Raw genomic sequence first — 12,694 nt, 5'->3', positions numbered from 1 at the left:
TGATTGTGTTGCAAGTCACCGATATTTCGCGGATATTTGCGGTGCGATGGCGGATGCGTCCAATCCGTCAATTACTAATTTAAGACACAAAACTACCCCCGCGCTGGGGAGGGCGGCGGGATGCCGTCCACCCCGACGCGGGGGCTCATGCCGTCGGGCGAGTGGCCGACGAGGTGTCAGGCGCGGGAGTCGTCCGAGGCGTCCGCGCCGCCGTCTGAACCGGGGAAGGACGGGCGGTCGCCGAAGGGCTGGCCGTACTGGGACTGGCCGAACTGCGGGGACTGCTGCTGAGCACCGGCGCCGAACTGGGGCTGCCCGAACTGCGACTGGCCGTACGGGGACTGTCCGAACTGGGGCTGCTGGCTCTGCTGGGCCTGCTGATCCGAGCCGTACCGGGGCTGATCGAACTGCGGGGACTGCTGCGCCCCGTACGGGGACTGGCCGAACTGCGGGGACTGCTGCTGCGCACCGGCGCCGAACTGGGGCTGCTGGTTCGGCTGGTCCTGCTGCTGGGCGCCGTACTGGCCGTACTGGGGCCGGGGCGCCGCCGGCATGGCCGGAGCCGCGTACGTGCCGCCCAGCCACGCGCGGGTGTCGGCGAGGAAGGTCAGCACCGCCGCGGCGATCCAGGCCAGCATCAAGATGACCTGGCTGGTGGTGGAAACGACCCCGTCGACCTCCAGGGTGATGTCGAGGACGATGTAACTGAGGTACAGGGCGGCCAAGCCGATGGAGGCTCCGGCGAGCGGGATGACCGCCGTCGAGTCGTTGCCGCGCAGCACCTTCGGGATGAGGAGCACGGCCACGGCGAGCGACAGGATGTGGCCGGTCCCCGCCCCCATGGTCGGGAAACCGTCGAGCAACATGAGCAGCATCTCGACCAGGGTGATGAGCAGACAGAACGCGGCGATGCCGCCGAGCGTGAACATGAGGGCCTTGGCGGCGCCCGGCACGGCGTCCATCAGCTGTGCGACGCTGCCCTGCGGGGAGGGCGCGCCCTGCTGCCGGGGCTGCGCCGGAGCCTGGGCCATGGCGGGGGCGGGGCCGTCGGCGGCACGGCCGTACGGCTGCGCGGGCATGGCCGGCTGCCCGTGGGGTGCGGAGGAGTCGGCTTCGGCCGCGTGGGTGTCACCGGCGGCGTCCTCGTCGGAGTGGTCCTGCGGGCTCGGCTGGGCGGCGGGGATGACCGTGGTGGCCTGATCGTCGTGCGAACCCTGGCCGCGGGAACCCTGACCGGGGGAGCCCTGGGCGGGCGCGGCGGTGGGCGCCTGCTGCTCGTCGGGGAAGGAGCCGGTGGTGGCCAGCGCGCGGAGTTCGGGGATGCCCATCCGCGGGGCGGATTCGTCGGCCAGTCGGGCGTCGTACTTCGCGCGGACCCGGTCGTCGCCGAGCACGGCCAGCGCCACGGAGTTTTCCTGGGCTCGCGCGTCATGGGAGGGGACCTCGTCGCGCTTGAGGCCCTCGAGAGTCTCGAGGATGCTCGCCCTGAGGTCGGACGTGGAGGAGTTCTTGTCGAGGCCGAGGCTCTCGTAGAAGTCGTAATGCGCGTTCACGCGGGTCCTTTCCGGGGTTTTTCGTCGACCGCCGGGGCACGGTGCTCCGGAGGCATTGCACGATTTTTCACGATAACCAACCCGCAGGGCATCCGCTATGATGACCGACTTCTTCCGGGTGGACCCATAACCTGCGGCTTCGTCGCCCGGACCAGCACTTTGACCGTATCGGTCACCCACGTTCGAGCGCCCGCACCCGGGAGGATCATTGCCCAAGATCGTTCATCGACAGTCATTCTCGTCACACCGGCGGCCCGTGCCCCGCCAGGACGACGTGTCCGACGCGCGCCGCAATTGGGTCATCGCGGCCCTGTCGGTGGGCGCCTTCGGCATCGGCGTCACCGAATTCGTCGCCATGGGTTTGCTGCCGTACATCGCCGCGGACTTCGGACGCAGCGAGGCGGAGTCCGGGGCGGTCATCTCCATGTACGCCCTCGGCGTCGTCGTCGGCGCCCCGCTGATCACGGTGCTGACCGGTTCCGTGCCGCGACGCAGAATGCTCCTGCTGCTGATGGCGGCCTTCACCATCGGCAACGGCGCGACCGTGTGGGCGGGGTCGCTGGGGTCCTTCGGTGCGGTCATGGCCTCCCGCTTCATCGCCGGCATTCCCCACGGCGCGTACTTCTCGGTCGCCGCCCTCGTCGCGGCGTCGCTGGCCGCGCCGGGCAAACGCGGCCGCGCCGTCGCCCTGTCCGGGATGGGCCTGTCCGTGGCCACCGTCGCCGGCGTTCCCGCAGCGCAGGCGCTGGGCCAGCATTACGGCTGGCGGTCCGCGTTCGTGCTCGTCGCCGCCATCGGCGTCGCGGCGCTGGTGTCGCTGTGGTTCGCGGTGCCGCACATGAACCGCATGCCCGCCACCCGTCCGCTGGAGGAACTCGGCGCCCTGGCGACCCCGCAGGTGTGGTTCACCGTCGCCATCGGCACGGTGGGTTTCGGCGGCATGTTCGCCGTGTACACGTACATCACGTGGACCATGACGGAGGTCGGCGGTCTGGCAGAGACGCTCATGTGGCTGGTGCTCATGGCCTACGGCGTGGGCATGGTCGCGGGCACGTACCTCGGCGGCTGGGTCAGCGACCGGGTGGGCGACATGGGCCTGCTGTGGACGCTCATCGCGATGGCGGTCGCCCTGGTCGCGTTTTTTCTTCACGGCGCCGCTGGGCTGGCCGGCGGTGATCAACTTCGGCGTGATCGGCATGCTCGGTTCGACGCTGGTGCCCAATCTGCAGACCCGCCTGATGGACGTCGCCGGTCGCGCCCAGACTCTCGCCGCCGCGTTGAATCAGGCGGCCCTCAACATGGCCAATGCGGGTGGTGCGGCCATCGGCGGCGCCGTCATCGCCGCGGGCTTCGGCTACCGGGCCCCGGCGTTGGCGGGTGCGGCCATGGCCGTCGCCGCGATTCTGGTGTGGGCCCCGGCGGCGTGGCTGCGGGCCCGGTCCCGACGGTCCGGGGCGGACCGGGACAAGGCCGTCTTGCAGGCCTGACCCCGGACCCGCCTCCCGGCGCCGTTGGCCGCTGCGGCGGGACGCGGGCCGTCGTCACGCGGATCCGGGCGGGGAAGTAGGCTGCCGGGCATGCCGCTCACCATCGCAACCATCAACGTCAACGGCATCCGCGCAGCCGTGAAGAAGCGCCACGAGGACAACCCGGGCATGCTGCCCTGGCTGGAGGACACCTCCGCCGACGTGGTGTTGCTGCAGGAGGTCCGCGCCACCGACGATCAGGCCCGTGCGGCTCTGGCCCCGGCCCTGGAAGCGGGATGGCACTGGATCGGCGCGGAAAACGAGCTGGCCAAGGGGCGCGCGGGGGTGGGCATCCTGTCGCGGGCGGAGCTTGACGACGTCCGCGTGGGGTTCGGTTCCGACGAGTTCGACCGGATGGGCCGCTACGTGTCGGGCGTGTTGCGTGCCGGGGATTCCGGCATCGCCGAGGACGTGCTCATCGCCAGCCTCTACCTGCCGTCGGGATCGGCGAAGACGGAGAAGCAGGACGAGAAGTACCGGTTCCTCGACGCGTTTTCCGGCCACCTCGCCGAGCTGGGGGCGGCGGGCCGGGAGGGCGCGCACGCCGTCATCGGCGGCGACTGGAACATCTGCCACCGCGAGCAGGACCTGAAGAATTGGCGCACCAACCGCACCAAGTCCGGGTTCCTGCCGCAGGAGCGGGCGTGGATGGACTCCGTTTTCGGCACCTTCCCCGACGAGGCGCCGCAGGACACCCGACTCAACGCGTCGGCCCGCGAACTCGCCGCCGGCGTCTTCACCGACGGGTCGGAGTGGACTCCGCCCGCGGTCAACGCCGACCCCGACTGGTTCGACGTCACCCGCCGCCTGCACCCTGACGCCGACGGCCCGTGGTCGTGGTGGACCTACCGCGGCCAGGCGTTCGACACCGACGCGGGATGGCGCATCGACTACCAGGCCGCGACGAAGCCGATGCTCGACCGCGCCGTGTCGTCCGTCGTGGACAAGCCGTCGGCCTACGACCGGCGGTGGACCGACCACGCGCCGGTCATCGTCGAATACCGCTAGGCCCGCGCCCTGGGTCGGGTCAGGACTGCCGGAGCATCGAGGCGATGCCGTCGGCGATGCCGCGGGCGTACCGGACCCGCCACTCGCGGGTCTCCAGGGCCTTGGCCTCGGCTGGGTCGTCGATGTTGCCCGCGGAGACGATCACCTCCGGGGTCCCGAACGACGACGGCGTGCCGAACGCGGGGGACAGGCCGTCGACGACGTCGCCGGGCCGCCCCTCCTCGTCGTACCGGTTGCCCGGGGAGAACCGGTGGAACACGAGGGCGTCGCGGATGCCCGCCGCCAGGTCCGCGGTGCCGGGGTCGGCGAAACCGTCCGCTCCCTCGTACAGGCCGGTCACCCGAGTTCCGGAGAACCCCGGGCCCTCCTCGTCGACCACGACGTTGATCACCGCGTCGAATGATCCTGCGGCGTCGGCATCGGCGGCGTCCTTGCCATCGACATCGGCGTGGGCATCTGCATCGGAGAGGTCACCGTCGGGCAGCTCGACGACGGTCGCCCCGCGGCCGCGCAGTTCCGCCACCGTAGCGTCGGCCAGTGCCTCCGCGACGTCGCCGATGTCCGCGCGCACGCCGATCACCGCACCCGACAACGGAGAGACGGCTTCCCCCTCGGGGGCGACGATCGGCTGTCGGCGCGGCAGCCTGGCGGGATCCGGGTGCGCCGGCGGGTGCGGCGACGACGTCAGCACCTCCTCGAGCTCGGTGCCGGGAAACATCGCGTCGACGGCGAAAATCGTCGTCGGGCCATCCCGGTACACCGGGGTCAGCCCGTCGGTCCACCACGCCCACGATCGGCTGGCCAACGCCGCACCGCCGGCCATGCCGGCCGAAGGCGGGGACACGAACACGTACCGGATGCCGAGCTTGCGCAGCGCGACATCGACGTCGTTGACGGCATTCGGATCGCCCGGAACACCGGTGCCGGCGAGGTCGAGGTCGTCGAGCGCTTCCCTGCTCATCTCGGAATTTTCGTCCGGCCACGGGAAATGGGTGAACAGCGACGGCAGTCCGGTCAGCGCGTACATCCAACCCGACCCCTCTGCGGGATTGACCAGGACGTGACCCTCCATCGCGTGGGGCCGCCGCGCCAACCACTCCATCGCGCGCCGGTCCGCATCCGAAACGTACGTGCTCCCGCGGCTGGCCGTCATGGTAAGTCGGGCATCGTCACCGGTCGCCCACGACACCGGGACGAGCACCACCGACGCCACCGCCACCACCGTCGCCGCGGCGGTCGCACGCCGGGTGGACGATCGTTCCGCCGCCTCCAGCGCACCTTCCCATGGGGCCGACGACGCGGACGAGGGACCGTCGTCACGCCACCGCCCGCGACGCGCCGACGACCATGCCCGAAGAACCAGCTCCGCCACCCACGCGACCGCGACGCCGATGCACACCAGACGCAGCACACCCATCGGCGCCTGCAGGCGATAGGCCATGTCGTAGAAAAACGTGCCCAACACGCGCAGCCACTCGCCGAACGGATCCGCCCACCGGGCCTGCGCACTATCCGCGACCACGCCCAGGACCACGAGCCCGAACACCGGCCACGGCGTCCACGGCCGCCGGCGCAGCAGCAGAACGACCGCACCCACCAGGGTCAGGACCACCGCCGGCGGGTACCAGCCGATCGCCTGCGTGTAATTCGACTGGCCCGTCACCGTCCACCACGCCGACTGGACGTGATCGATGCCGACCTGCCCGTGATACTCGGCGACGGAATCACCCGAACCAGCCACCGACACCAGAACCGGCGCCAGCAACACCACCACGATCGCGGCCGTGACCAGCAGACGCGCCAGAGAACCCGCGCGCGGGCGGGTCAACCACCACAACAGCGCGAAGATCGCCAGGGCCACCGCAGCCGCCGGGTGCGCCAGGAACACCCCCGTCAGCGCGGGGACCGCCGCCACCGTGCGGCCCGTGATCAACAGAGCCAGCGCCGCCGGAATCGTCGCGACGGCCAACAGGTACGGCAGCGACCCGGTGATCATCAGCGCCCCGGTGATCTCCGGCAACGCGATCGACGCCACCGCGGCCGCCGGGGCGGCCACCACCGCCCACCGGGGGCCCGCCACGACCCACGTCAACAACGCGGCCCCCGCCGGCAACAACACCATCGGGGCCACCGCACCGAAAACGTTGGCCTGGAGGATCGGGTTACCCGGCAGCAGCGAGCCCAGCGCGTGCCACGCCGCGGGGTAGAACATCTCCGCGGCGGTCTCGCGGTTCATCAGCTCGCCCGCCCGCGTCGGCGAGGCGATGCCCTCGTCGGCCACCCACCGCAGGAAATTGTTGTGCCACTGCAGGTCCCACGCCTGGCGCAGGTTCGATCCGCCGCCCGGCAAGTCCCGCAGCGGCAGCAGGTACCGCACCGAACCGACCACGGTCACTGCGGCGGACGTCACCGCAGTGGCCCACTCGGCGGCCGTGGGGCGCATGGGGGAGCGGCCCAGGGGCGACCGGGGCGCAGCGTCGGCGCCCGGGACGAACCGTCGGGCCAGATACGCGAGCGCCGTCGCACCAGCCCACACGGCCAGAAACATCGGCCAACCCCAGCCGATGCCCAGCGCACCGGCCGCCCACGCCCCGAAGCCCGCGACGCCCACGGTGATCGGGCCCGCCGCAGCGAGAGCGGGCATGGGGCGCAGGCCCGCGGCCATGCCGGTGACCCCGCCCGGCGCGATCAAAAGCAGGGCGGTCACGACTGCTGCCAGGAGCACGGAACCTCACTCGGACAAGGGGAATGCGGGGCACGGGGCGGGGATGGAACGGAGCGCTGAATCGGCGTCGGAGGCCGCGCGGCATCCCCGGGTCATGCCCCGGTAATCACAGGTAGACGTACACGGTATCCAAGTCCCCGTCGGTCTTGCACTCGAAGAGGGCGTCGCCGTCTCCGTCGGTGGTTTCGTCGCACGTGAAGTCGACGTCCTTCTCGAGGAGATCGTCGTAGGCGGTGATCGAAACGGGCGCATCGTCGAGGCTATGGCCGACCAGGTCGGACGCGACCTCCTCGGCGGTCAGACAGGTGGTCAGGGAGCTGGCGGCTCCGACCCATTTGACGCCCGTGGGCGCCTCGCAGGAGTGGGAGACGTCGAGCCCGGTGCCGAAGTACCCGGGAGGAGCGGAAAACTCGCCGTCGTCGGCGGGCGTGGAGGGGGTCGTGGTCACCTCCGAGGAGGGCTCCCGCGGGGTGGAGGTCGGGGTGCTGGTGGCGGAGCTGGTCGTCGAGGTCGCGCTTTCCGACGTCGTGTCCGTCCCACTGGCGACGGGCTCCTCGTCGTCGCCGCCGAGGAAGAAAATCAGGCCGCCGACGATGGCGATCAGAGCCACCAGGGCAACGATGATGCCGACGATGAGGCCGGTATTTCCCTTGCCCCCATTCTGGTCGGGGCCTCCCGGACCGCCGGGCGCGCCGTACGCGCCGTACGCGTCCTGCTGCTGTCCCGGCCCCGACGCGTAGGGGCTGTTCTCCCATGCCAGGGTCCGGCCGTCACCCTGCTGACCGGGCTCGCCGTAGGGCTGCTGGTAGGGGTTGGGCTGACCCTGCTGGCCCTGCTGGCCGTACGGCTGCTGGTAGGGGTTGGGCTGACCCTGCGGGCCCTGCTGGCCGTAGGGCTGCTGGTAGGGGTCGGACGGGCCCTGCTGACCGTAGGGCCCGGAACCACCGGCAACGGAATACGGTCCGCCCTGACCCCAGGGTTGATCCCCGAAGCCGTCGCCTCCGCCGCCGTTCGGTTGGTTCGAGTTCATTGTCCGTCCCTCCGATGAATCTGGCCATCGGCGGCTGTCGCCGTCGTCGGCCGGCCCAAAAATTTATACCCAGACCATATATCGGGTACGCGCGGGCGGCACGGAATCGTTTCGGGCGCCCGCCCGGCGGGGACGCCCCGGCCGGGCGGCGAACTCAGTACGGATAGACGTACACGACGGCGTTGCGGCCGCCCTCGCACTTGAACACCGGGTCCCGTTCGGAATCCCGGGCGCGGCGGCAGGACATCGAGATGTTCTCCTGGGTCGCCGCACTGTATGCGGTGACCGTCAGCGGGGCGTCGGAGATGTCTGCGTAGGCGAGTTTGAGTGCGATGTTCTCGGCGAAACCGCAGGTGGTGGTCGAGTGGCCGGTGCCGACCCAGCTGGTGCCGATAACGTCGTCGCACCTCCGGTAGGTGTTCAGGCCCACGCCGTATTGTCCGGGGCCGGCGATGTACCTTTCCGAGCCGCCGCTGCCGCCGGATCCGTCGGTGCTGGAGGCCGGAGTGGTCGTCCGGGTGCGCGTTTCGGTGACGGTCGCGGTTTCGGTCCGGGTTTGCGTCAACGGAGGCGCGCCTTCGCGAGTTCGATCGGTGGTCGGGAGGGAGTCGTCGACCATCGTGGTCTCGCGGGCCTCGACGTCGGCGTCGTCGTCGCGCATGAACAGGACGACGCCGGCGCCGGCGACGATCACCAGCGCCGCAATGGCCCCGATGAGGCCGAGGATCAGGCCCCGGTTGCCGCCGCCACCTCCCTGCAGTCGCTGTGGCGGCGGGGAGGGCTGAAAGGGGTGCTCCGGCGGCTGGTGGGGCCGCCAGTCGGAGGGGCGATCGAAATCCCTCTCGTCGAACGGGTCGAATTGCGGATTCATGGTGTGGGGCTCCTAGTGTCCGATCGTGGCGGTGATTCCCCGGATCACGGCCCGCGCCATTTCCGCGCGGCCGTCCTCCGACGCCAGCAGGGCGATGTCCGCGGAGTCCCGCATGTTCCCGAACTCGACGAGCACCTTCGGCTTGGTCGACAGGTTCAGCCCGGTGAGATCGCTGCGGTGGTCGATGCCGTCGACGCCGAGGTAGTTCGACGGGGTGAACCCGCCGGCGAGGAATCCGTCCCGGATGTTGGCGGCGAGCGCCGCGGACCCCGCGGCGTCATTGCCGGGCAGGGGGTCGGCGACGGTGATGACGTGGAAACCCCGGTTTCCTTCGCCGGATCCGTCGGCATGCAAGCTGACGACGACGTCGGCGGGGGAGGCGTTCTCCTTCTCGGCGCGCAGGTCGATGCAATCGGCGACCCCGGAGTCGTCCTCGCGGGAGAGCAGGACGGTGGCGCCGAGGGCTTCGAGCCGATCCTTGATTTCCAGGGCCATCAGCCAGTTGAAGGTGTGCTCGGGCCACCCGTCGTCGGCGGTGGTGCCGGAAACCTGGCAGGGCTTGGTTCCGCCGCGACCGTCCGGGACCTGCGGGTTGTCGGCGGGCATCACCGCAGCGTGCCCCGGGTCGAGGTAGATGGTGCGGCCCGTGAGGTCGCCGTCGTCCGGGATCGGCGTCGATTCGGGCGACGGTGACGCGGTCGACGTGGAGGCGCCCGGCTTACCCGACGATCCCCGTGTGGGGTTGGGCGCGTCGCGGCCCTGCGCAGCCGATGCGCGCGTTGACGCGTGCGCGTCGGCGTCGCCGCGCACATCCCCGCCGACGTCGCCGATGGTGCATCCGGCCATCAGCATCGCGGTGGCCGCGATGACGAGGCCCTGCCCGGAACAGCGGGAAAATGTGTTCACGTCCGCCACATTAGGGGAGCCTCGCGCACGTCGGCGGCCGTGGACGGAGTTACTGCGAATACGGGGGGAGGTTTCGGAACGGCGCGGTCGTTTGTGCAAGACTCGGGTGACGTGGCAATCGGGACTCCGTACCCGTGGCGGGGCCTTTTTTCGGCCCTGCGGCAGCGGGTGCCCGGAAGTGGCCCGGGTTCGCCGGGCGCTGCGGAAAGGGGAACGGCATGGATGATCGCGACTATGGGCCCGCCGACGGGAACATGGACTTGAGCGGGCGGCACTTCGGTGACGGTCCGCCGCGCGACGACGCCCCGGGCTCCGCCGACGACTTCGATCTTGCGGCGTTCACCCGCAGTCTCGACGGTGACGCCGCCGGTTTTGGCGTGTGGAGCATCATCGCCGGTGGCGTCCTCGTCGCCCTGACGGTCCTCGCCTTCGTCTACGGCTGGCCTCTGTGGACCGTGATCCCGTGCATCCTCGGTCTCGTCGTCTTGGGCGTCGTCGGCATGCTGCGTCGCCCGCCGGTCGCCCCGCTGGAACTGACCGCCGTCGAGCGTGAGCGGGTGCGCCGCGTCCTCGACGAGCACGGCGCCCGGGCCGCCGTCGCCCTGGTCCGCGCCCTGTACCCGGACGAGTCCAGCGTCGCGGCGACCAAGACCGTCCGGCTGCTGCTCGAGCGCAGCTGACCCGGGTCGCGCGGCGCTACACCCGACGCCCCGTCCGACGCCCGACGCGAAGCGACGCGCCGAGGCGAACTAGACTGCCGGTCATGGCAACTGAGCAGGATCCGACCACCACCACCGATTCGACCGCCGCCCCGACGTCCGCCCCGGCCGCCGGCGCCCCGGAGCGCCGCCAGCGCGTGCTGTCCGGCATCCAGCCGACGGCGGACTCGTACCACCTGGGCAATTACCTGGGTGCGGTCAAGCAGTGGATCGGCCTGCAGGACGACTTCGACGCCTATTACTTCATCCCGGACCTGCACGCGATCACGGTGCAGCAGAATCCCAAGGAGCTGCGTCAGCGCACCATCGCCGGTGCGGCGCAGCTCATCGCGCTGGGCATCGATCCGGCGAAGTCGGTGCTGTTCGTGCAGTCGCACGTCCCGGAGCACGCGGAGCTGAGCTGGGTGCTCACGTGCCTGACTGGTTTCGGCGAGGCGTCGCGGATGACGCAGTTCAAGGACAAGTCCGCCAAGCAGGGTTCGGACCACACGTCGGCGGGCCTGTTCGCCTACCCGATGCTGATGGCGGCCGACATTCTGCTCTACCGCCCGCAGCTGGTGCCGGTGGGCGAGGATCAGCGTCAGCATCTGGAGTTGGCGCGCACGCTCGCGCAGCGTTTCAATTCGCGATACAAGAAGACGTTCGTCGTTCCGGAGGCGCACATTCTGGAGGGGTCGGCGAAGATCTACGATCTGCAGGATCCGACGTCGAAGATGAGCAAGTCGGGCTCGAACCCGAAGGGCATCGTCAATCTGCTCGATGATCCGAAGGTGTCGGCCAAGCGCATCCGGTCGGCGGTGACGGACAACGACGGCGAGATCCGCTTCGACCGCGAGAACAAGCCGGGCGTGTCCAATCTGCTGGTCATCCAGTCGAGCCTGACGGGCGTGCCCATCGACGACCTCGTGTCCGGGTACCAGACGTCGGGTGCGGGCTATGGCCAGCTCAAGAGCGATACGGCGGAGGCGCTGGAGGCCTTCACCACTCCGCTGCGGGCCCGGTACGACGAGCTGATGGCCGATCGCGGCGAGCTGGAGCGCATCCTCGCCGATGGTGCGGTCCGCGCGCGCGACGTCGCGTCGCGCACGTTGGAGCAGGTGTACGAGCGGGTCGGTTTCCTCCGTTCGTCCGTTCGGTAACGGCTTCGTTTCATTCCGGCTGCTTTACGACGCTCACCGCGTCGTCATCGGTGCATGCCGGTAAGCTGACCGAGACACGTTCGCCCGGGTGGCGCGGTCGGACACCGGCCACCGTCTCCCTCAACGACGAAAGCAGGTTCGACCGGTGGCAACATCGACGCGCCCAGACCCGAAGAAGACGGATCGCTACGGCATCGAGCGGGTGACGGACGACGACCCCGGTTTCGTCGACAAGATGCGCATGAAGTACGAGTGGTTCGACCACATCATGCGCATGCAGGAGCGTTACTCGCAGGAGGGCGGCAACCACTTCGCCGCCGGCGTCACGTATTTCTCCGTCCTGTCGGTCTTCCCGCTGTTGATGCTGGTGTTCGCCATCATCGGTTTCGTGCTGCGCGGCAACGACGAGATGATGCAGCAGATCGAGGACGCCATCACCGACAATCTCAGCGGTGAGATGGGCGAGACGGTGTCGGCGATCATCGACAGCGCGGTCAGCCAGGCCGGCGGCGTGTTCACCATCGGTTTCGTCACCGCCCTGTGGTCGGGCCTGAGCTGGATGGGCAACCTGCGCATGGGCGTCACCGCCCTGTGGAAGCGTCCGATCCTCGCCGAGAATTTCGTGCTGGGCAAGCTGCGCGATTTGGTTCGCCTGCTGGGCATGATGCTGATGATCGGCCTGACCTTCGCCATCACGGCGATCGGTTCCTCCGGCCTGACGGCGACGCTGGTGGAGCGCGTGGGCTTGGACGAGGTTCCGGGCATCGGCACCTTGACGACGGTCGTCGCGATCCTCATCGGCCTGGTGGCCAACTGGGTCCTGTTCTTCTGGATGCTCGCCACGCTGCCGCGAGGCAAGGTTCCCCTGCGCCCCGCCGCCCAGGGCGCGGTCATCGGCGCCATCGGCCTCGAGGTGGTCAAGCAGCTGGGTTCGTTGTTCTTCTCCAACGCGCTGTCCAACCCCGCCGGCGCGGTCTTCGGCCCGATCATCGGTTTGATGGTCGTGTTCTACCTGATCTGGCGCATCACCTTGTACGCCTCGGCGTGGACGGCCACCACCGAGGAGGCGATGGCGATGGAGACGCCGGATCTGCCGCCGCCGGCCGTGATCCACGTCCGCCCGGAGGCTTCCCGCGAGCCCCGCGGACTGGCCAGGCTCCTGCGGCTGTAACGGCCCCGCGAACGTCGACGACGCCGCCCCGAATCGGGGCGGCGTC

General features: G+C 70.0%; 9 protein-coding genes and 1 pseudogene. 5 read left to right on the top strand and 5 right to left on the bottom strand.

Translation table 11 applies throughout. From position 1 onward, the window contains the following. Positions 1-176 precede the first annotated feature (176 nt). On the bottom strand, positions 177-1,553 hold the full coding sequence (locus HMPREF3121_RS01360; RefSeq protein ID WP_070519284.1) for a hypothetical protein: 1,377 nt from the start codon (positions 1,551-1,553) through the stop codon (positions 177-179). A gap of 208 nt (positions 1,554-1,761) precedes the next feature. On the opposite strand from HMPREF3121_RS01360, the pseudogene HMPREF3121_RS01355 reads away from it, so the two are divergent. Next, positions 1,762-3,040, top strand: a pseudogene (locus HMPREF3121_RS01355) (MFS transporter). A gap of 90 nt (positions 3,041-3,130) precedes the next feature. Continuing rightward, on the top strand, positions 3,131-4,087 hold the full coding sequence (locus tag HMPREF3121_RS01350; RefSeq protein WP_070519283.1) for an exodeoxyribonuclease III: 957 nt from the start codon (positions 3,131-3,133) through the stop codon (positions 4,085-4,087). A gap of 19 nt (positions 4,088-4,106) precedes the next feature. Here the strand turns inward: HMPREF3121_RS01350 and HMPREF3121_RS01345 are convergent, their stop codons facing one another. The 4 genes from HMPREF3121_RS01345 to HMPREF3121_RS01330 form a co-directional block, all read right to left on the bottom strand. Beyond that, positions 4,107-6,812 carry a DUF6541 family protein gene (locus HMPREF3121_RS01345; protein ID WP_070519281.1) on the bottom strand — a complete coding sequence of 902 codons (2,706 nt, stop codon included), beginning with the start codon at positions 6,810-6,812 and terminating at the stop codon, positions 4,107-4,109. 106 nt (positions 6,813-6,918) lie between these two features. Continuing rightward, entirely contained in the window at positions 6,919-7,842 is a 924-nt protein-coding gene (locus HMPREF3121_RS12525; RefSeq protein ID WP_070519279.1) for a flagellar basal body-associated FliL family protein, read from the bottom strand. Between the two features lie 154 nt (positions 7,843-7,996). Beyond that, positions 7,997-8,713, bottom strand: a complete 717-nt coding sequence (locus tag HMPREF3121_RS01335) for a hypothetical protein (RefSeq protein ID WP_070519277.1) — start codon at positions 8,711-8,713, stop codon at positions 7,997-7,999. Positions 8,714-8,725: 12 nt separating this feature from the next. Next, a complete protein-coding gene (locus HMPREF3121_RS01330; protein ID WP_246816028.1) occupies positions 8,726-9,619 on the bottom strand; it encodes an N-acetylmuramoyl-L-alanine amidase in 894 nt (297 codons plus the stop codon). A gap of 218 nt (positions 9,620-9,837) precedes the next feature. Between HMPREF3121_RS01330 and HMPREF3121_RS01325 the strand changes: the two genes are divergently transcribed. The 3 genes from HMPREF3121_RS01325 (at position 9,838) to HMPREF3121_RS01315 (ending at position 12,648) form a co-directional block, all read left to right on the top strand. Then, positions 9,838-10,299 (top strand): hypothetical protein, encoded by a 462-nt coding sequence (locus HMPREF3121_RS01325; RefSeq protein ID WP_070519273.1) that lies wholly within the window; start codon positions 9,838-9,840, stop codon positions 10,297-10,299. Positions 10,300-10,382: 83 nt separating this feature from the next. Further along, entirely contained in the window at positions 10,383-11,477 is a 1,095-nt protein-coding gene (gene trpS / locus HMPREF3121_RS01320) for a tryptophan--tRNA ligase (protein WP_070519272.1), read from the top strand. A 145-nt stretch (positions 11,478-11,622) separates the two neighbouring features. After that, positions 11,623-12,648, top strand: a complete 1,026-nt coding sequence (locus HMPREF3121_RS01315; protein ID WP_070519270.1) for a YhjD/YihY/BrkB family envelope integrity protein — start codon at positions 11,623-11,625, stop codon at positions 12,646-12,648. The last annotated feature ends 46 nt before the right edge of the window (positions 12,649-12,694 follow it).

The sequence above is a fragment of the Corynebacterium sp. HMSC11E11 genome (genome assembly GCF_001807025.1).
Lineage (GTDB): Bacteria > Actinomycetota > Actinomycetes > Mycobacteriales > Mycobacteriaceae > Corynebacterium > Corynebacterium freneyi.
This window is presented reverse-complemented; position numbering and strand designations above follow the sequence as displayed.

Bases quoted from the DNA above. Each gene is read 5' to 3' on its own strand.
- HMPREF3121_RS01350 (WP_070519283.1), top strand. From the start codon at position 3,131: ATGCCGCTCACCATCGCAACCATCAACGTCAACGGCATCCGCGCAGCC.
- HMPREF3121_RS12525 (WP_070519279.1), bottom strand. From the start codon at position 7,842: ATGAACTCGAACCAACCGAACGGCGGCGGAGGCGACGGCTTCGGGGAT.
- HMPREF3121_RS01335 (WP_070519277.1), bottom strand. From the start codon at position 8,713: ATGAATCCGCAATTCGACCCGTTCGACGAGAGGGATTTCGATCGCCCC.
- HMPREF3121_RS01325 (WP_070519273.1), top strand. From the start codon at position 9,838: ATGGATGATCGCGACTATGGGCCCGCCGACGGGAACATGGACTTGAGC.
- trpS (WP_070519272.1), top strand. From the start codon at position 10,383: ATGGCAACTGAGCAGGATCCGACCACCACCACCGATTCGACCGCCGCC.